Origin of the sequence: Shewanella marinintestina (assembly GCF_023283845.1) — a bacterium.
Classification (GTDB): Bacteria; Pseudomonadota; Gammaproteobacteria; order Enterobacterales; family Shewanellaceae; genus Shewanella; species Shewanella marinintestina.
The window spans coordinates 97,069-117,448 of record NZ_JAKILC010000015.1 but is presented as its reverse complement, the minus strand read 5'-3'; the positions used below and the strand labels follow the sequence as shown (position 1 = coordinate 117,448).

The window sequence follows — 20,380 nt, the reverse complement described above, 5'->3', positions numbered from 1 at the left end:
AGCTGTTATTTTATGACTAGATACATAATTAATGCGCCAATGCAGCCGCCAAATAAAGTGGTAACAGTGAGCAATATTCGTTGTTGGTATAACGACACCTGTTGCATCTGCTCATGAGTTGGTTTGGGGAGTACAAGTAATTGCTTTTGTTCCACTTCAAAAACTGCACATAAACCCAATAGCGTGTCATTCGATGCGCTACCTTCCTTCTCTACTCGCTGCACTGTCCGTAGGCTAATGGCGCATGCATCTGCCAAGTGCTGCTGCGTCCAGCCTTTTTCCTGTCGTAATGTCCTGATCGCGAAGGGGTTAATTTCCATATCTGACTCCGCTAGCTTCCTTGTAAAGTGGCAACATGTATCTACTTACCCTATAAAATAGTGGGTAAATAAGGCAAATAAACCGCCAAAAATCAATCCTGCTACAAAGCACATAAATATTTGCTTACGAGCGGATTTATTATCCTTGTCGAGAAAGGCTTTGGTTTCAGTGGCTAGATGTTCACCGCTGCGATACAAACTGCATTCAACCGTGCCTTTGAACAGGCTAGTGACTTTAAACCTGACTTCATAGTCACTACCTAAATGGCAAAATTGATGTGAACTACGCATGCCGAAACTGCGCTTCTCAGTGATAACTTCATCGTTGAGGTAAATGGTTTCTTTACCTGAATATCCCGAACCATGAGCTGTGATGCGCACATCTTGATCGTTGAAGTAATACCAGTATCCATTGCTGATTGTTACTTGTTCCATTTGGCTATCCATTTTATGGCGATTGATTGAGTGTTCCATACTTGCTCCTTGCTATGTTGACAGTAGAAGTTGACGAGAGCAAGTTCAGCATGAATAGATGGTTTTCTCTGCGTCATGGATATGACAGGCATTAAAAAGTCATATGACAGTGAGGCTGTCATATGACTACGTGCTTGTTATTTATGACTTTAATTTGTTTGGGTGAAAAAACTGACTTTTAGGTACTATCCAAGCCTCTACTGCTTTACATAGTGGCGACCACTGATCCGCTGGATAATTTGGGTGGCATTAAGATCATGGATCACGTTGATGACGGTTGCAGGAGCATCGGTAACAGCACCAATAATCACTAGAATAGGGATAGCTTCAATCGGCAAGCCTAAGGTGGTGACAATGAAAATCTCACCAAGAAACGCACCGCCGGGGACGCCGCCAATCACAAAGGCTGACAGCACTGAAATCAATATTGTGAGCGCAAAAACATCGGCGCTAAAATCTAAGCCTAGAATCGAATAGATAAACACAATCTTAAGCGCTGTGGTCATGGCTGCGCCGCCCTTATTAAGATTGACTAGCAAAGGCAAACTGATGTCGGCGATGTCTTCTCGCAGCCCCATTTTATTGGCGGCTCGAATATTTACCGGTAACGAAGCCAATGAAGAGCTGGTGCCTAAAGCCGTTGCTGAAGGCTCAATAGCGTTACGCCAAAACTGTTTAACCCCATTAAAGCCACCGCCTAGCCATGCATAGAAAGTGCTGCCTAAGGTGTAATAAATCGCTGCTGCGATAAAGAATAAGCCAATTGCGCGGGCAAAGGTGCTTAATAGCTCGCTGTCTTGACTGGCCATGGTTGACGCAAAGTAAGCCCCAAGACCAATAGGTGCAGCAACCATTAAGATTGATACGATTTTCATTATTACAGTATTGAGGCTATCGAGCATGGCTGAGACTTTCTCACCATCTTTACCTGATTGGCCAATCGCGATACCGCTAATTACCGACATAATAATCAACGCTAAAATGTTGGATTTTGATAATAGACCGACAAAGTCATTAGTGGTGAGTAGGCTGACAAAATCCATATCCCCAGAGCCAGCAGTGATTTGCTGCTGTAGATCTAAGGTCACGCCTTGAGCGGGATCGTAAATTGATGCTAAACCGATAATGCCGAGTGTGGGGATAATAGCCATGACAATTGATACTAAAAAAATAGTTATTAGTATTGCGCCGAGACGTTTTAAGTCTGTCATGCGTGCAATAGATGAGGTTACGCTAATAGCCACTAACGGCACGATAATCATAAACAATAGGTTTAAAAATATCTGGCCTAATGGTTTTAGTTTTAAGGCAAATTCAGGCGCAAAGATCCCGATTATGCCGCCTAGCATTAATGCTGAAAGTAAAATAAATGAGCTGCGATAAGGCGCGAGTTTTTGCCACATGATTATTATTCCGTGAATGATGTCTGATGATATTCAAGACATGGGTTAAGCCAGTAATCAGCAAATAAAGAGGCCTGCGTGTGGCAGGCCTATTTGAGTACCATGACTGTTAACGTCCGCGTCTTCCTTCACGCATGGAACCATGCTGACGGGCGTTACGGGCACGATTTAGGCCTTCTCGGTCAAAGTTGTGATTATTCACTGGCCGATTGATACTGTTGGGCCGATTTACTGGGTTGTTAGGCCTTGCAGGTTGAGGATTAGACAGAGATTTAGGCTGAGATATTTCACGATTGTTTATCCCTGTTTCAATTTTCTGACGTGTTTCAGGTGCAGGTGTCCAGCTACCTTTATCACGGCTTTGCCATTTTCCATCTAAGTCTCTAGCTACATTGCCATTTTTATCGGCAAAGACGTTATTTGTGCGAGCATTGTTGTGATTGGCTTGTTTAAACTTATTATTAATCTTTGCTGGATCAGCATTGCGATTACGGGTTTCTGGACGGTTATAAAGATTGTTTTTACCGACTCGGTTGCCAGTGAGCTTGTTGCCGGAAATATTGGTATTAGCGAGTTTATTAGAGATGTTGGTGCGATTACCAATACTCACGCTGTTACCAATATTGATATCACCCGTATTAATCACCACTGGGCGACGATAGCCACCTCCATAGTAGCCGCCACAGCAGCGACCCGGATAATAGTGATTGCCCCATCCGGCACTCCAACCTATGCCTACACTAAAGAAACCATTGCTCCAACTTACGCCCGCGTTCCAGCCTGTCCATGGGTTATAACCCACGTGTAAACCCCAAGTCGGTGGTCGTGGATAATAGTAACGTCCCCAATACGGAGGGTAATACCAGCCTGTGCCATAAACGGGCACGCCATAATAAGGGTATGACCACATATAACCTGGGGTATAACCGACATACACTACTTCAGGTGTTGAGTCGTAGATTTCAACGTAAGTGGTGTTATACACAGGTGAGCTTGGCGGGATTTTGGCGATTTCATCATTAGGAATGTTATCAGCAACTTGCCAAGGCCCTTTGGCATTGGATGCTGTAAACCAAACGCCGTTATCAACAGCATAATATTGGTTGTTAATTTTTAATACTTGAGTAGCAGTGTTGACTGCGTAGGCGACTTTAGTGCCGGGAATGGCATCAAACTTAGGCTCACCATCATATTGCACACTGAGCTTTGCCGCATCACGTTTAATGGCGGCAGTTTGTGGAATTTGTGCATCAAGCATAGCTTGGTCGGCTTCAGTGGTGCCTGCCACCGACACGCGTAAGCCACCGATATCTGATTCTGGCGGAATATCATTAAAGCTCGTAGGCAGTTTGTCTGCGCGGACGAAACTCCAAGGACCTGCTTCTTTTTTAGATTTAAACCAACGACCAGAGAGTAGCAGATACATTTCACCGCTTGAAGTTTCACGGATCCATGCCGTTTCAGTATTACTGACATACAGCAGCTTGCCTGCGGTTAAGCTTTTCCATTGCGGTTTACCATCGGTAGATACTAACTCTGTTGGTTTATCGACGGCAATGACAGCGGGGGCATCTGCCGTAGCTGCGTTGCCGTTGTTGGAGTCAGGGAGCATCTTAACTAAGTCTTCAGGCGGATATTCGGTCGCTTGCCATGGCCCCATAGGGTTATCAGCCGTGTACCAATACGTACCATTGCTAAGGAAGAGTTTTTTGGTTTGCTTATTACGTGCAACGGCAAAAGGGGTGTTAAGTGCGCGTTCATACGGACTATTTTCAATATCTCTAAATTGTGGCGTGCCATCAAAAGCAAGTAGTACCGCTAGCTGTTGACGAAATAAAATATCGGGGGCATCGCTTTTGATTTCCGCCAGACTTTGTTTTTCTTGTTTAGCGTTAGCAAGACTTGCAGATAAACGCTGCATAGAGATTTCAAACTGACTATTTTCAAGTTCCTTTTCAACCACTTCTGTAAATCGCTGCTCATCAGCGGGTTGAGAGTCTGGCCAGCGTACCTTGGTGACTTCAATATTGCGCACCGTAGCAACGTCTTGGTTAGTATCGATGCGGGCACTAAACCAGAAAGCACCGAAAATAGGCTCGTCTCTGTCGATTAACTCAAGTGACATCGCCGCGCGGCCTTGTAAGATATTGCCATTTAATGATTCAGGTTGTGGCTGATACACCACAATGGTGCCTTCTTTGGCGGTGACATCTTGTGGCCATTCAATGGCTTTAGCGGGCAAGATGCCGAGCGTTAATAGCAATGACAACCAAATCACAGTTTTGGTTAAGATTGAAATGCGTGCAGACATGATAGCTCCCTCTATTACAGTTAAGTACAAGCTAACATAGTTGCTTGTTTTTGCAGCACCTTTATGTCAATTGGTATTAGGTATATTTAGTTTTGTATGGCGCTGATATAACTATAGTGGGTTGAGAGAGTGTAAGAGGAATTATGATCTAATAAAAAAGCCCTAAACATTGCTGTTTAGGGCTTAAAGGCTAACCAAATGCTTGGTTAGCGGCTCAACTCAAGGATTACAAGCTGTAGTAAAGCTCGAATTCTACTGGGTGAGTTGTTTGGTTAATGCGCTCAACGTCTGCAGACTTAAGGGCGATGTAAGAATCGATAAAGTCGTTAGTGAATACGTCGCCACGAGTTAGGAACTCACGGTCAGCATCTAGACACTCAAGTGCGTTTTCTAGTGAAGTTGCAACTGTTGGGATTTCTGCAGCTTCTTCAGCTGGAAGATCGTATAGATCTTTATCCATTGCTTCACCTGGGTGGATCTTGTTTTGGATACCGTCAAGGCCTGCCATTAGCATTGCAGAGAACGCTAAGTATGGGTTAGCTACTGGGTCACCAAAACGAACTTCGATACGACGACCTTTTGCACTTGGTACCACTGGGATACGGATAGAAGCAGAGCGGTTAGCTGCTGAGTAAGCTAGCATCACTGGCGCTTCAAAGTGTGGTACAAGACGCTTGTAAGAGTTAGTTGATGGGTTAGCAAATGCGTTAATAGCACGAGCATGCTTAATTACACCACCGATGTAGAACAATGCTGTTTCACTCAATCCGCCGTATTTGTCACCAGCAAATAGGTTTACGCCGTCTTTAGCTAGAGACTGATGCACGTGCATACCGCTACCGTTGTCACCAACGATTGGCTTAGGCATGAATGTCGCGGTCTTGTTATAAGCGTGAGCAACGTTATGTACTACATACTTAAGCACCTGAACTTCATCAGCCTTAAGGGTTAGCGTATTGAAACGTGTTGCGATTTCGTTCTGACCAGCAGTCGCCACTTCGTGGTGATGCGCTTCAACAACCTGACCCATCTCTTCTAGTACTAAACACATAGCACTACGGATATCTTGTGAAGAATCAACTGGTGCTACAGGGAAGTAACCACCTTTAACCCCTGGACGGTGACCTTTGTTACCATCTTCGTAGCTGGTACCTGAATTCCAAGCTGCTTCTTCTGCGTCAACTTTGTAGAAACAACCTGACATGTCAGCACTGAACTTCACATCGTCAAATAGGAAGAATTCTGGCTCTGGACCAATCAGCACTGTGTCAGCAATACCTGTTGAACGTAAATAATCTTCTGCTTTCTTAGCAATAGAGCGTGGGTCACGGTTGTAACCTGTCATTGTGCCTGGATTTAGAATGTCACAACGGATGTTAGCTGTCGTTTCAGCAGTGAAAGGGTCAAGTACGAAACTTGCTGGATCAGGCATCAATACCATGTCTGATTCGTTAATGCCTTTCCAACCTTGGATTGAAGAACCGTCGAACATTTTACCATCTTCGAAGAAGTCAGCGTCAACTTGGTGAGTAGGAATTGAAACGTGTTGCTCTTTACCTATGGTGTCGGTAAAACGCAAATCAACAAATTTAACTTCTAGTTCTTTTAGTTGTTGTAAAACTGATTCTGCAGACATTCTCAAATCTCCGAGTAGGGTAAAGGGTTGTCCCTTTGTTTTATCTTTAAATATTTAGCGCTTAACGCGATTCTGATATTTGTATAGCGAGAGTCGTGCCAACATTATAACTTATTGAATAATAATAGTTGTTTGTTTTCGTAATAATTCAGGTTAACGCGTTTTGCACTATTTTGGTGCGTGCAATGGATCTATATGGTGCACGCGCTATTACGGTGCAGGCAGCCTGTGAACTAGATTATGGCTGGCTTGCTCTTGCGTTTTAAACGAGCGGACAGAATAGCTAAGCTAAATCGAATTTTATAGGGTGTAGCTCAAGGAAATAGCATCTGTATTTCAATAAGTGTTATTGCGATTAAAAACAGTCAACAGCGAGAGAATAAAAGGCGTAAATCTATTGGTTAATATGGCTGAAATTACTTTTAAATCGCTAAATATTGAATTTATCTAGGAAGCAGATACTAATAGTGTCACACAAGGAAAGTATAAAAAAGTGTATAAAAAGCGGGCGTTAGAGTGAAAAAAATCAATGCGAAAGAGTTATTTTTAACGATTGGTTAAAAATAATCCTGTGAGATAACGCCGAGCTAGAGTAGAATGTCACGCTTTTTATTGCAACTACTATACTAGATTGGTTTTAGTCGTTGTCAGTAACCCCCCTATATTTTATACCGATGGTAAGAGGTTTAGCCGTGTTAGAGAATTTACGTAACATCGCCATTATTGCACACGTTGACCATGGTAAGACTACCTTGGTTGATAAGATGCTGGCGCAGTCAGGAACCCTTGAGTCTCGAGGAGAAGCCACTGAGCGGGTGATGGATTCAAATGATCTTGAAAAGGAACGTGGTATCACGATTCTGGCCAAGAACACTGCCATCAAGTGGAACGATTACCGCATCAACATCGTAGACACCCCAGGTCACGCCGATTTCGGTGGTGAGGTTGAGCGTGTTCTATCTATGGTTGACTCAGTATTACTACTAGTTGACGCAGTTGATGGTCCAATGCCACAAACTCGTTTCGTAACTAAGAAAGCTTTCGCTCAAGGCCTAAAGCCAATCGTTGTTATTAACAAGATTGACCGTCCAGGCGCACGTCCAGATTGGGTTATTGACCAAGTATTTGACTTGTTCGACAACCTAGGCGCTACTGATGAGCAGCTAGATTTCCCAATCGTTTATGCTTCTGCACTAAACGGTTTTGCAACATTGGATCCAGACGAAGTTAGCGCTGACATGACGCCGCTATTCGAAACGATCGTTGAAAAAGTTTCTTCACCAGATGCTGATGCTGAAGGTGATTTCCAGATGCAAATTTCGCAAATCGACTACAACTCATACGTGGGTGTTATCGGTATTGGCCGCATCAAGCGTGGTAGTGTTAAAACTAACCAACAAGTTACAGTTCTTGGCGCTGACGGCAAGAAACGTAACGGTAAGATTGGCCAAGTATTAGGTTACATGGGTCTAGAGCGTCACGAAGTATCTGATGCTAATGCTGGTGACATCGTTGCAATTACTGGTCTTGGCCAGCTACAGATTTCTGACACCATTTGTGCCCCTACTACTGTAGAAGCACTACCAGCTCTATCTGTTGATGAACCAACTCTAACCATGACTTTCCAGGTGAACACTTCTCCGTTCGCTGGTAAAGAAGGTAAGTTCGTTACTTCACGTAACATTCTTGAGCGTCTACAACAAGAGCTAGTACACAACGTAGCACTTCGTGTTGAAGAAACTGACAGCCCAGATCGTTTCCGCGTATCAGGCCGTGGTGAACTTCACCTTTCAATCTTGATTGAAAACATGCGTCGTGAAGGTTACGAGCTAGCAGTATCTCGTCCAGAAGTTATCATCAAAGAGATTGATGGCGAGATGTGTGAGCCGTTCGAAACACTAACTGTTGACGTTCAAGAAGAACATCAAGGTGCAGTAATCGAGAAGCTTGGTACTCGTAAGGGTGACATGAAGGACATGCAGTTAGACGGTAAGGGTCGTGTACGTATCGACTTCGTTATCCCTAGCCGTGGTCTAATCGGTTTCCAAACTGAATTCATGACAGCGACTTCTGGTACTGGTCTAATTTACCATTCATTCGACCATTACGGTCCTCTGAAAGGCGGCGATATTGGTCAACGTGCACGTGGTGTATTGATCTCTAACGCAACTGGTAAGGCACTAACATTCGCACTATTCGGTCTGCAAGAGCGTGGTCGTCTGTTTATTACTCACGCTGCAGAAGTATACGAAGGTCAAGTAGTTGGTCTTCACGCACGTGCTAACGACCTTACAGTTAACTGTTTGAAAGGTAAGCAGCTAACTAACATGCGTGCATCTGGTACTGACGAAGCGCAGGTACTAACTCCGCATATCGAAATGACACTAGAGCAAGCTCTTGAGTTCATCGATGATGACGAATTAGTAGAAGTAACGCCACTGAACATCCGTGTTCGTAAGCGTTTCTTGACTGAAAACGAGCGTAAGCGTCATAACCGTAAGTAATGACCGCGTTTAGCTTCAACCTTTAATTAGGTTAAGTATTTAAAAAGCCCTCAACATGTAAATGTTGGGGGCTTTTTTGTTATTTGCCGTTATACATTTTGAGTGGCATTGCTCACCCTATTTGCAGATTTTTGTTTTAAATCCCATTAATTCAGGCTTTTAGCCTAGAGTCACAACTCGCTTTAGAGTGTGAATCTCTACTCGCCAGTCTGCTAGCTATAAGCGCTAGCGCTCACTAATTTAGTGATAAATGAACCTGCTTAGCAAAAATCAGAATACGCTAATACTCATTTGGAGGTATGGCGGTTGCGGCACATTATTTTAGTTCGATTTACCGTAATTTAGTCTCAGCTTGAGTAACTTGCACTACAAATTACCAAGTATTACAGCGATTGCTGTCGACATTTTTAGCCTATATTTGGCTTATTGCTAAGCGCATTTTTGAATTGAGTTCTAGTGAACTCTATTGGAGAAAGTTGTGGAATTTCTACTTTTTTGCCTAATTTTTATTGCTTGTTTCTTGGTTGCCTTTAAACCTCACAAACAAAAAATGGCGCATATTTTTTTGGCTCTGAGCATTTTAATGAGCATGGGAATTTGGTTGATCGCCACTTGGGGCATGTTAGTGCCTGCTGGTAACTTGTGAGAACACTATGATGAATGAATTAACAGTAAACAGAATTATATCGTTAGCGGCATTAGCGCTAATCGCTTTACCAGTCGGTATCGCTTGTATCATCTTGGGCTTTGCCATGGGTGACACCCCTTGTATTCTTTGTTGGCAAGAGCGCACCGCTATGGTGCTGGTCTCGCTAATCGCGATTTTTATCATGCGTTACGGTTTAAAGCCAAAGTATATTGGCGCACTGATTATCACTGCGGTATACGGCTTATGGGCAGGCTATCGTCATAGTTCAGCGCATATTCTTCGTGATATTGGCCAAGGTTTTGGCCCAGCGATTTTTGGCGTTCACACCTATGTATGGGTGATTGTGGTCTTTGCGATTATCTTATTGTTTGCCGGCGTATTAATGCTGCTACAAGGCGACAAGCTAGTAGAGAAGAGCGATAGCAGTGAATGGAGCCTACTGAACAAGATCACGGTCAACGTGTTCCTAGTCATTATTGGCTTCAACATCGTACAAGCCTTTACGCAAACAGGCCCATTCCCATATATCGGTCAAAGCGATCCTGTGCGTATGACCTTTGATTCAGAGAAAACCATTTGGTCTACGGCTAACTGGCCAACGCTTTCTAAGCTGTCAGCCCGTGGTGCTTACTCAATCGAGAAACCTGATTTTGCAAGCATGACTCAAAATGATGCGACTAAAGTTGCCACAAGCGACGAGCTTCAATTGCTTAAAAGCGTTGAGCTACCAAGTGACATCTTCGGCTTAGCAACGGGTATGAGCTACAACCCTCAAAGCAAGTTATACGCAGTAGTGACTAGCAATAATTGGGTTTATTTCTTAGATGACACGCTGACAAGTATTTTAGCAAAAGTGCAGATTGATGCTGCTTTCTCTGCTGAGATCTCTAACCTTGCGGGTGTGACTTTTGACGGCGAAACATCGGTATTAGTTACAGCGGATCACAAGAGCTTTGTACGCGTTGAGTACGATCCAAGCGTGAAGTTTGATAATACTTATGGTCGTTTCATTGAGGGCACAGATGGCGTGCGTGAGCTAAAGCGTAGTCGTTTTGCGACAGTGCGAGCTAAGTACAACTACGTTGCTAACGTGGGGTGGGACGCGAACACTCAAGAGTACTTAATGGTGACCTTGCCTGATCTGAAGCGTAATAACTTTGTGGTTTCGCGTTTAAGTGGCAAAGACTATGAACTTAACAGTGAAGCGATTATTAGCATTGACGTTGAGCAGTACCCGAATGTAACCGGTATTAGCGTAGCGGGCGATAAAGCTTACTTGCTTAGCCATTCGGGTCAGCAAATGTTAACCATGGATTTAGCTTCAAATGCCGTTGTTACAGCGAGTGATATTGTGGGCCTTAATAACCCACAAGCGATGACTGTTGTAAATAATAACTTTGCAGTACTGGATGCGACAGAAGGTAATAACCGCGTTAACTTCTATCAAGTTCAGCATTAATCTGTTAAAGCTAAGCATTAAATTGCGTTGAGAATACCCAGCCCTTAATTAATCGTTAAGGGCTTTTTTTACGTCAGAAGTTAGCCTACATAGCGCTTAAAGACTGGCTAATGCTCACTTGTCGTATCTATCTCACTACAAATATCAGTGTAATAGCTCACAGCTTGATTAAGTTTGAGAATACTAATTTAGCCTAATTGGTATAATCGATAAAAATCTCTGCTAGCTGTCAATCAACGGCAATAGAGCACCCTCAATCAACATCGCTAATAAAATTAAAGGTAGTGAGCAATGAAGCGGATCTTATCCATTCAATCCCATGTGGTATTTGGCTGTGCTGGTAACAGCAGCGCTGTATTCCCAATGCGTCGTCTTGGTATGGAGGTATGGCCGATTAATACGGTGCAGTTCTCAAACCATACGCAGTATGCACAAGGTTGGGCTGGAATGATCATGCCAGCGGGTCAGATCACCGAGTTGGTGCAAGGCTTAGATAATATCGGCGAGCTGAAAAACTGCGATGCACTATTAAGTGGCTACTTGGGCAGTGCTGAACAAGGTGCTGAAATTGCCGCTGCAGTGAAGAAGATGAAAGCGCTTAACCCTAATGCTATCTATTTTTGTGATCCAGTAATGGGTCACCCTGAAAAGGGCTGTATTGTGTCGCCGGGTGTGCAGGAGTTTTTAAAAACTCAAGCTTTAGCAGTAGCAGACATTATTGCGCCAAATCTATTAGAGCTAGAAACCCTAACTGACACTGAGCTGCATAATCTAGATGAAGTGATTCAGGCTTGCCAAAGCCTACTCGCGAAAGGCCTGAAAATGGTTGTGGTTAAGCACCTTGCAAAAGCGGCCACTAATAAAGATCAGTTTGAGATGCTGTTAGTGACTGAAGGTGGCAGCTATTTAATCTCGCGTCCATTATACGAATTTGAAAAGCAGCCAGTGGGTGTGGGCGACTTAATCAGTGGCTTGATGTTAGCTAATCTGCAAGCGGGTTGCGACCCAGTGGAAGCTTTTGAGCGTACTAATGCGTCAGTTGATACAGTATTGCTAGAAACCTTCAAGCAAGGTGCATACGAGCTGCAATTAATCCGCGCTCAAGATGCCATAGCAGCCCCTTTGATTAAGCAACAGGCGCAAAAAGTTAGCTAGTGTTAACTTGTCGCTAAATGTGCTCACCGATGAACACGAAAAAGCCCTGAATTTGACATTGATTCAGGGCTTTTGCTTATTGGGTGTAGCTAATAGAGTGTTTAGCTCTCTGCAGAAGTGAAAACCACGCCTAAGCTCGACATTATAACCACCGCCAGTCCCGCATTAGGTATCAACTTATTAAACTGTTTCTCAGGGAGTTGATATCTAGTCAGTCTCTGCTTTTTCTAGACCCTTCTATCAATGCCCAATCCTATCCAAATGCTGGATCAGATACATTCTTGCCTCTACAGGCGTTTCGCTGTGCCAGAAGCCACCTAAATAGGCGACTAGCGGTAATAAGAACATTATCGTTAGTAGCATAATAGTGAGTCCACGAGCAGACAGTTTCCAGCCATTACGAGTGCTAAAATGTAATGCTTCTTTCTTTGGGCAAGCCGACACGCAGCGCATGCAAGCCTGACATTCATCTGAGCGGATGTTTATCTGTTTATGTACCGAGATATTAGCCGGACAGGCACGGCTGCATTTATCACAGCTCATACCTTTGGCGTCAATTAAGCAGTGCTCGGTATTACGGCGGATCTTAAACGGACTTAAAAAGCTTATTATCCCTAGTAGCGCGCCATAAGGGCAGATATAACGGCAGAAGCCTTGTCTGCGCCAAGCTGCTAGCCCGAGAATAATGCTAAAGCAGATGATAGTGACTAGCCCTGGGGTTACGAAAAACAGCGCCATTTTAAGATCGGCAATCTTATGATAGTTACTGTTTAAATAACCCGGAATGCTCATGGTTGGCATACCAATAATAATATACAGCAGCGCCAGCAATAACAGATACTTGAGCATGCGCAGTGGCCAGTCAATCCAGGCTGGTGGCAATAGTTCTTGCTTGATAAAACGGGTTCTGAGTTTATAGAGGTATTCACCTGCAAGCCCAAGTGGACAAGCCCAGCCACAAAAGGCACGCTTACAAAGTAGGCCAGTTAGTAAAACGACTGTTAGCATAACCGCTGCAGCAGGATGGTTCTGATCCCAAATTCCTAAAGTGATAATAGCCTTTAATTCAATACCCCCTGCAATCGGTAAAAAGGCATCACCAACGTCTGGACGCATTAACCAAGGGGTAATTCCTGCTTTTAAGAGAGCCGAATTAACAGCAAATTGCACACCAACAACGAGCATTGATAGTGCCAGCAGGTGTTGTACGCCTTCTCGAAAGTTGTTGGCTCGCATATCGCCCTGTGCGATAGCTGGCTGTAACTTATTCACTAAACCTATTGTGATAGTGGCAATTGCCAATGCAGCAATAAGCGGCCAATAGAGGCTGGACACGATTGCGCCAACAACGAGTCCTCCACTCGCTAATGCACCCCACTTTTTACCGCTCCAATAAAGTAGGCTGACACTGTAGGTCAATGCTATAGCAAGGGTTAATGATTCAATAAAGCTCATAGATGTATCAGTTCAATGATGATTGATACTATTGTGAAAGCTTTTTAAATCAGAAGTTCTTAAAGGGTTTTCAGCTTGTGGGGAAGATCGACAATTTGAAACTGGGATATGAAAAATAATGGGGCAGTTCACAAAGTTGATCCCTGAGCAGTTGTGCTCAGGAACCCAACTTTAGCTAAGACTTATTTGCTTTCTAACGAGGCAATAAACTTGTTCGACTCATCAATAGACTTATTCATCTCTTTGATTAAGCCCGATATATCAGTCTGTAGACTAGCGAACTCACCTTTAATTGCACCAATAGCCTGTGCATTAAGGTTATGTTTTAAATACAGCATATTGTCTTTCATTGCTGTTAGCACGGGCTCCATCTTACTTTCGGCGCGGCGCATGCTTTTAACCAACTGAGTATATGAGCGGCGAGTTTCTTTTAGCTTAGACTCACTGTTGCGGCGTAGGCTAGCTTTGCTAATTTCACCAATCTCAGTTTGCCACTCGTCAAATAGCGCTTCAGCTACATCTTCAACTTTGTCGATACGATTAGTCACATCATCAGCTGAATCTTGCGCAGATTCGTATTCATCTTTAGCCTTGTTATAGGCGCTTTCTAAGTCTCCGCCATCGTGGTTTAGTAACGCCTGCATCTCTTCAAGGGCAGAGCTGAACTGCTCTTGTGCTTCCTCTTGAGATTCTTTCGCATCTTCAACTCGGTCAACCATGATTTCGCGTTTGTGATAACCCACTTTTTCCATTGCGCCGTAATAAGCACTTTGACAACCTGTCAGTAAAAGGCTCGTTGTTAACACAGCTGTTGTAATTAGTTTTTTCATTTTCTTATATCCCTGAAAATTCGTTGAGTTACTCTGAGCGGTATTTAGCTGCGTCGATAATGCTCCATAGGTGAGCAATACCGCCGATAATAGCTGGCACAATCAACCACCATAGGGCGTAGCCGACAACGGCAACAATACAAAAAATTAAGGCGGCTAGAATTCGCCCTTGAACGAGCTGTCCAAGACCTGGGAAGAAAAAGCTAGCAATAGCGGCAATTACATTGCCGGCAGATCCTTGTTGAGACATCAATTCAATCCTTATGCTTGTAAAGAGAAGGTTATAAGCTTTATTGTACCAAGATAGTGATTGGCAAATCATTTATTGTCTTAGAACGTAAGACTAACTTTAACAGAATCAAGAGTAACAAGTGAAAAATAAGATGGTGATAAATCAGGTTCGTTCTTTTTTGTTGAGTATTTGGGCATTTTTTTTACACTTGCTTAGCCGTTTTAAAGAGGACCAAGTCAATATAAAGGCTGGACACTTAGCATATGTGACCTTGTTGTCTCTGGTGCCGATTGTCGCGGTTATGTTTTCTATGTTGTCGGCATTCCCAGTATTTTCCGGTATTCGTGAAAAGTTAGAAGCCTTTGTATATGACAACTTTTTACCTGCAGCTGGTGATACGGTACAGATTTACATTAATGAATTTGTCGCTAATGCCTCAAAGGGGACGAGCGTCGGTATCGCAGCATTAATGATCGTTGCCTTGATGTTGATCTCAGCTATCGATAAGGCACTCAATAGTATTTGGCGTACCGAAGAAAAGCGTCAAGCTGCAGTCTCTTTTTCGATGTATTGGATGGTACTAACCTTAGGGCCAGTGCTTGTTGGTGCAAGCTTAGTGGCGACGTCTTATATCGTGTCATTAAAGTTATTTAGCGATACAGAACTTTCCGGTGTCGTTCCTTTATTGATAGAACGCCTGCCTATGTTGTTTTCGGTCGCTGCTTTCTTATTGCTGTACATGGTTGTGCCGATTAAAAAGGTTAAGTTTTTACATGCGCTGTTAGGTGCATTAGTCGCTGCGATGTTATTTGAGCTGGGCAAAAAAGGCTTTGCTTATTACGTGACTCAGTTTCCGAGTTACGAGGCGATCTACGGTGCGCTAGCGACTATACCTATTTTGTTCGTTTGGGTTTATGTATCGTGGGTTATCGTGTTAGTGGGCGCCGAGATCACTGCAGGTTTGCCTGAGTATTTGCACGAGTGTCAGCAATTGAGAGATAAGCAATCAGCACTTGATGCTGCCGTTGCTGTAGATGCCGACTCTGTAGTGGATGCAAGCGCTGCTAACGAAAGCCTTGCAAGTGCTAGCCAAACGGATACGCAAGCTGAACAGGAAAATTTAGCTGCAACTTCTCAACCTGCAGCTGATAAGCAAACAGATTAATGCAGGCTCAACAACCTAAACCATTTAAAAGTGGATGGTTGGAGGTCGGCCAAGGGCATGAGTTATATGTGGCTCAGTATGGTAACCCGAAGGGGATATCACTGTTGTATTTACATGGTGGGCCTGGCGCCGGCTGTTGTATTGAAGATTTAAGTTTATTCGACTTGTCAGTTTATCGGGTCATTTTGCTCGACCAGCGTGGGGCGGGACGCTCTCGTCCACGAGGAGAGTTACAGGGTAATAGTTTAATGCTATTGCTAGGTGATATTGAGCGAGTCAGATGCTGGCTTGATATCCCACAATGGATGTTAGCTGGGGGCTCATTTGGTGCCACTTTGGCGCTATTGTATTCGGCGTGTTATCCAAATCGAGTGGTTTCGCAAGTGCTCTGGGGATTGTTTATCCCTAATAAAGAAGGCATTAAGTGGCTTTATGGGGATAGTGGTGCGGCGCGATTATTTGCAGATGATTATGCGCAATTTCAAATTACTGCAGTTAGAGCTAACTCACTTGCTGAATTATTTACGCATTATCGCAACGGGATAGATAACCCTTGCCATGAAGTAAGGCAACACTTTGCTCAAAAATGGAATCGTTGGGAAATGGCGTTAGCTTATCCTAGCTATGGACACGAGTTGTTAAATGCACATTCCAGTCAGTCTCTAGCAAGCATTGAGCTTTATTATGTTGCTAATGATTACTTTGGTGCATTTGAAAAGTTGTCTCAAAAGTTGCCGTTAATTCAGTCGCAAACATACGTCTTGCAGGGCGAGTTAGATTGGGTTTGTCCCTTTAATGTTGTGAATAGCTTCTTTAAAGGGCGGGCAAGTCAGCTAATTAAAGTGACTGAGATTAAAGGCGCGTATCACGCTTTAGCTGACGTAAAGATGGCGAAAGCAGTAATAAACGCCATACGGGAAATGGCCAAACAATAAAAAGGAAATATAGACGCTATGAAAAAATTGATTATTGCAGGCCTAATTATGAGCCTGAGCGCATGTGCGGCAACAGAAAACACTACTGCTGTGGAAGCTGCTACAAAGGCACCTGACAGTGTTAATTTAGGTGGCCTTTCTAATGAAGAGGCAACGACTAAATTGCTGGAAGCTCTACTAAATAAAAGTTATTTAGCATCTCGTGCCGGCCCTAATGGTGTAGCTGTTGATTTTGACCGAACCCAGTTTATCCTACAACCGAGTATGAACCCTGACGGCATCGACCGTATTATGATGAATCGTTTTTATGCGATTCATCCTAAGTATGTGGGCAGTAAAGAGATGCTGTTTATGATAGGCACTCTAAACCAAAAGCTTAACTTTGCTAAGTTTGTTATTCGCGACAAAGGTGCGGTGATTCAAGTGCAAGGTGCGGCAACCTTTGTTGATACCATTACTATGGAAGAGTTACGCCGATTTATTTTATGGACTGACGAAGGTTTACGTCAGGTTGCGGAGTCTCTGCCTGAAGGCTCACAAGATGTGATTAAGCCTATTCCGGTAATGCAGAATATTCAGTCGATTTAAAGAAGGTCCTAGGAAAAGCTAAGACGATAACAGCCTGCGGCCGCTACGCTTACGGAAAAGCAGGTCTTAGGTAAAGCCGGAAAAACTGAAAAGCGAAAATTCAACAAAGACTGCGGGGGGGCTTTTGGTTTTTGCTGCTCCTAGCAGGGCAAAGCCCGTCCTCAAAGCGAAGCGCCCTAGGATCTAGGTCCTTCTTTTTAATATTTAATTTTTTATCGGAGATAAGCGTAACGTGATTGGCTTAATTCAACGTGTAAGTGAAGCAAAAGTGGTCGTTGATGGTGAGACTATTGGAGAAATTGGCAAAGGTTTGCTAGTCCTGCTAGGGGTAGAGCAAGGCGATGACATTGAAAAAATGCAAAAGCTGGCCACAAAAGTGATGAGCTATCGTGTTTTTGCCGATGAAAACGGTAAAACCAACCTAAATCTTGAGCAGGTTGGTGGCAGTCTGCTTGTCGTGTCTCAGTTTACTCTAGCTGCTGACACTAGCCGCGGACTACGTCCGAGCTTTTCTGGTGCAGGCACTCCTGATATGGCTCGCGAGCTATATGATGCGTTTGTTGATTTCTGTCAATCAAAAGGGGTCAACACTCAAACCGGTCAATTTGCTGCAGACATGAAAGTGTCATTAGTTAACGATGGCCCAGTGACATTTAACTTACAAGTTTAGTGTTTATAACGCAGGCGTAGAGTTTGTATTTGCCAGTATTAGGATCAATAAATGACAGAGTTAAATCACCAATACTTGCTTATTGAGCTGCAGCAGACTTGGCATCAAACCATACCTGTTAGTAAATTTATGCAGATTGTGCCTAAGGTGTTTAATGGTGCTGCTTTCAAAGTCTCAGCGCCACTAGAGCCCAATATCAATCTACACCAGACCATGTTTGCTGGCAGCATCTATACGTTAATGACCTTAACTGGCTGGGGGATGTTATGGCTGCAGCAAAAGTTAGCTGATGTAGATGGTGACATTGTATTGGCGGATGCTAATGTGCGCTATATCGCCCCAATTGATAGCCAGCCTGTCGCTAAGGTTTGCTGGCCTGATGTAGATTTAACTTCGTTAGCACAAGGACGTCGAGTGAAAGTACGTTTAGAGGTAGAGCTTTATTGTAACGACAAGCTGTGTGCGTGTTTTTCTGGGCTTTATGTCAGTGTACCTAAAAGCTAATATCTAGCTACAAATACTAAAAAAGCCTCCTAGATGGGGGCTTTTTGTTTGGGGACGTAATATTGATTAGTCGTGCCATTTTTTAAAGATAAGTGAAGTATTAATACCGCCAAAGGCAAAGTTATTACTCATCACATAGTCAGTTTCAAGCAAGCGAATATCATCTTTGATGTAGTCTAGCTCAGCGCATTCTGGGTCAATTTCAGTTAAATTCAGTGTTGGCGCAAACCAACCTGCATTCATCATCTCAATGCTCACCCAAGCTTCTAGTGCGCCGCAGGCTCCGAGTGTATGGCCGGTGTAGCTCTTAAGCGATGAGATAGGTTGCTTAGCGCCAAATACCGCATGAGTCGCCTGTGTTTCAGCAATATCGCCGCGATCTGTTGCCGTGCCGTGAGCATTCACATAACCGACTTTATCGGCATCAATAGCCGCATCTTTTAACGCTAAGCGAATCGCGGTTTCCATGGTTGCGCTGTTGGGTTGCGTCACGTGCAGACCATCGGCATTAGTACCAAAGCCAACGATTTCTGCATAGATTTTTGCACCGCGAGCTTTTGCATGTTCTAGTTCTTCTAGCACTAAGGTGCAAGCGCCTTCGCCAATGACTAGACCGTCGCGTTCTTTATCAAACGGGCGTGGGTTTGCTGTTGGGGCATCGTTTTGAGTGCTGGTGGCGAATAAGGTATCAAACACCACAGCTTCGGTTGGGCACAGCTCTTCGCCGCCACCTGCCAGCATCAGATCTTGCTGACCATATTTGATCGCTTCATAGGCGTAGCCTATGCCTTGACTGCCTGAGGTACAGGCGCTGCTGGTGGTGTGCACGCGGCCTTTAAGGCCAAAGAAGACGCCCACGTTAACAGCTGTGGTATGGGCCATCATACGGATATAGCTAGTGGCAGTTACGCCAGACATATCACCGTCTTTGAGCATGTCACCAAAGGCGATAATAGGATCGGTACTGCCCGTTGATGAGCCATAGGCGATGCCCATGGCCCCAGATGTAACAACAGGATCATCAAGTAAATTGGCATCGATAAGTGCAAGTTCACTGGCGCGAGTCGCCATAATCGATACTCGTCCCATTGAGCGGATCTTCTTACGCTTGTAATGGCTGGGCACTTCGAAGTCGGTCACTGGTGCGGCTAAACGGGTATGCAAATCGGCAAATCGATCCCATTCGTCCATGCGTACTACGCAGTTCTTTTGTGCTTTTAAACTTGCAGCTATTGTTGGCCAGTCATGACCAAGTGCTGAAATACCACCTACTCCAGTGATGACTACGCGGCGCGGAAAAGCGGCTTGGCTCATATCATGCCTCCGTTTACCGAGATCACCTGACGCGTGACATAGGCGGCATCTTCAGACATTAAATAGTTAGCTAAGCCGGCAATTTCTGATGGCTTACCCATGCGGCGCATCGGCACTAAGGTGTTGACCATATCTTTAGGGATATCGCTGACCATATCCGTTTCGATTAAACCCGGTGCAATACAGTTTACGGTGATTTTGCGCTTAGCGAGTTCTAAAGACAGTGCCTTGGTTGCACCGATAATTCCGGCTTTAGAAGCGCTGTAGTTTACTTGACCGCGGTTACCAGCAATGCCAGATACTGACGCAAGCGTAATAATGCGTCCGCCTTGGCGACCTTGCACCATAGGCATTACGGTTGGATGAATCACGTTATAAAAGCCATCAAGGTTAGTGTGGACTACTCTGTCCCACTCACTTTCAGTCATCGCAGGGAATGCTGTGTCGGCATTAATACCCGCATTGAGAACGACGCCATAATAAGCACCGTGTTGCTCAATATCTTGTTCGATAGCTTGTTTAACAACAGCGCGATTAGCGATATCAAACTGCAAGCAACTAACGTGAATACCGTGCTGCTCGAGTTCGGCTTTAGTGGCGTTGGCGGCGTCTTGATTACTATGAAAATGCATAGCAATATCAAAACCAGAAGCCGCTAATCTGAGGGCGATGGCTTTACCAATACCACGGCTCGAACCGGTTATTAATACTCTTTTTGACATCTTGTTGCTCCCTACGCAGCCTGATTATTATTCGTCATCCGTTAAGATGTATTA

18 protein-coding genes are annotated in these 20,380 nt (G+C 44.1%); 8 read left to right on the top strand and 10 right to left on the bottom strand.

Translation table 11 applies throughout. The annotated features are described in order from the left end of the window. Positions 1 to 5: 5 nt before the first annotated feature. The 5 genes from L2747_RS15820 to glnA all read right to left on the bottom strand — a co-directional run bounded on the left by L2747_RS15820 (position 6) and on the right by glnA (position 6,144). A complete protein-coding gene (locus tag L2747_RS15820) occupies positions 6 to 320 on the bottom strand; it encodes a helix-turn-helix domain-containing protein (RefSeq protein ID WP_248999977.1) in 315 nt (104 codons plus the stop codon). 45 nt (positions 321 to 365) lie between these two features. Beyond that, a complete protein-coding gene (locus L2747_RS15815) occupies positions 366 to 794 on the bottom strand; it encodes a hypothetical protein (protein ID WP_248999976.1) in 429 nt (142 codons plus the stop codon). A 197-nt stretch (positions 795 to 991) separates the two neighbouring features. After that, positions 992 to 2,197, bottom strand: a complete 1,206-nt coding sequence (locus L2747_RS15810; protein WP_248999975.1) for a dicarboxylate/amino acid:cation symporter — start codon at positions 2,195 to 2,197, stop codon at positions 992 to 994. A 109-nt stretch (positions 2,198 to 2,306) separates the two neighbouring features. Beyond that, on the bottom strand, positions 2,307 to 4,508 hold the full coding sequence (locus tag L2747_RS15805) for a carbohydrate-binding family V/XII (RefSeq protein WP_248999974.1): 2,202 nt from the start codon (positions 4,506 to 4,508) through the stop codon (positions 2,307 to 2,309). A gap of 226 nt (positions 4,509 to 4,734) precedes the next feature. Beyond that, the gene (gene glnA, locus L2747_RS15800; protein WP_248999973.1) at positions 4,735 to 6,144 is read right to left on the bottom strand and encodes a glutamate--ammonia ligase; all 1,410 of its coding nucleotides are present in this window, start codon (positions 6,142 to 6,144) and stop codon (positions 4,735 to 4,737) included. 674 nt (positions 6,145 to 6,818) lie between these two features. Here glnA and typA point away from each other — a divergent pair. The 3 genes from typA (at position 6,819) to pdxY (ending at position 11,911) form a co-directional block, all read left to right on the top strand. Beyond that, positions 6,819 to 8,648 (top strand): translational GTPase TypA, encoded by a 1,830-nt coding sequence (typA, locus tag L2747_RS15795; RefSeq protein WP_248999998.1) that lies wholly within the window; start codon positions 6,819 to 6,821, stop codon positions 8,646 to 8,648. A gap of 653 nt (positions 8,649 to 9,301) precedes the next feature. Further along, on the top strand, positions 9,302 to 10,756 hold the full coding sequence (locus L2747_RS15790; protein WP_248999972.1) for a disulfide bond formation protein B: 1,455 nt from the start codon (positions 9,302 to 9,304) through the stop codon (positions 10,754 to 10,756). Between the two features lie 291 nt (positions 10,757 to 11,047). Next, positions 11,048 to 11,911 (top strand): pyridoxal kinase PdxY, encoded by an 864-nt coding sequence (pdxY, locus tag L2747_RS15785; protein ID WP_248999971.1) that lies wholly within the window; start codon positions 11,048 to 11,050, stop codon positions 11,909 to 11,911. Positions 11,912 to 12,151: 240 nt separating this feature from the next. Here pdxY and L2747_RS15780 read toward each other — a convergent pair whose 3' ends face one another. The 3 genes from L2747_RS15780 to L2747_RS15770 all read right to left on the bottom strand — a co-directional run bounded on the left by L2747_RS15780 (position 12,152) and on the right by L2747_RS15770 (position 14,446). Further along, positions 12,152 to 13,366: a 4Fe-4S binding protein gene (locus tag L2747_RS15780; RefSeq protein WP_248999970.1), complete on the bottom strand. Its 1,215-nt coding sequence runs from the start codon at positions 13,364 to 13,366 to the stop codon at positions 12,152 to 12,154. Between the two features lie 182 nt (positions 13,367 to 13,548). After that, positions 13,549 to 14,196, bottom strand: a complete 648-nt coding sequence (locus tag L2747_RS15775; RefSeq protein ID WP_248999969.1) for a DUF2959 domain-containing protein — start codon at positions 14,194 to 14,196, stop codon at positions 13,549 to 13,551. Positions 14,197 to 14,224: 28 nt separating this feature from the next. After that, positions 14,225 to 14,446, bottom strand: a complete 222-nt coding sequence (locus L2747_RS15770) for a hypothetical protein (protein WP_248999968.1) — start codon at positions 14,444 to 14,446, stop codon at positions 14,225 to 14,227. 133 nt (positions 14,447 to 14,579) lie between these two features. Between L2747_RS15770 and L2747_RS15765 the strand changes: the two genes are divergently transcribed. The 5 genes from L2747_RS15765 (at position 14,580) to L2747_RS15745 (ending at position 18,290) form a co-directional block, all read left to right on the top strand. After that, a complete protein-coding gene (locus L2747_RS15765) occupies positions 14,580 to 15,593 on the top strand; it encodes a virulence factor BrkB family protein (RefSeq protein WP_283107312.1) in 1,014 nt (337 codons plus the stop codon). Beyond that, on the top strand, positions 15,593 to 16,528 hold the full coding sequence (locus tag L2747_RS15760; protein ID WP_248999966.1) for an alpha/beta fold hydrolase: 936 nt from the start codon (positions 15,593 to 15,595) through the stop codon (positions 16,526 to 16,528). Before L2747_RS15765 ends, L2747_RS15760 begins: the two co-directional genes overlap by 1 nt. An 18-nt stretch (positions 16,529 to 16,546) precedes the next feature. Beyond that, positions 16,547 to 17,116, top strand: coding sequence for a M14 family metallopeptidase (locus L2747_RS15755; protein ID WP_248999965.1), 570 nt, complete (start codon positions 16,547 to 16,549; stop codon positions 17,114 to 17,116). Positions 17,117 to 17,348: 232 nt separating this feature from the next. Beyond that, positions 17,349 to 17,786 (top strand): D-aminoacyl-tRNA deacylase, encoded by a 438-nt coding sequence (dtd, locus tag L2747_RS15750; protein WP_248999964.1) that lies wholly within the window; start codon positions 17,349 to 17,351, stop codon positions 17,784 to 17,786. Between the two features lie 51 nt (positions 17,787 to 17,837). After that, the gene (locus tag L2747_RS15745; protein WP_248999963.1) at positions 17,838 to 18,290 is read left to right on the top strand and encodes a thioesterase domain-containing protein; all 453 of its coding nucleotides are present in this window, start codon (positions 17,838 to 17,840) and stop codon (positions 18,288 to 18,290) included. A 66-nt stretch (positions 18,291 to 18,356) separates the two neighbouring features. Here the strand turns inward: L2747_RS15745 and L2747_RS15740 are convergent, their stop codons facing one another. After that, a complete protein-coding gene (locus L2747_RS15740; RefSeq protein WP_248999962.1) occupies positions 18,357 to 19,604 on the bottom strand; it encodes a beta-ketoacyl-ACP synthase in 1,248 nt (415 codons plus the stop codon). Continuing rightward, entirely contained in the window at positions 19,601 to 20,326 is a 726-nt protein-coding gene (locus L2747_RS15735; protein WP_248999961.1) for a 3-ketoacyl-ACP reductase FabG2, read from the bottom strand. Before L2747_RS15735 ends, L2747_RS15740 begins: the two co-directional genes overlap by 4 nt. Positions 20,327 to 20,380: the final 54 nt, after the last annotated feature.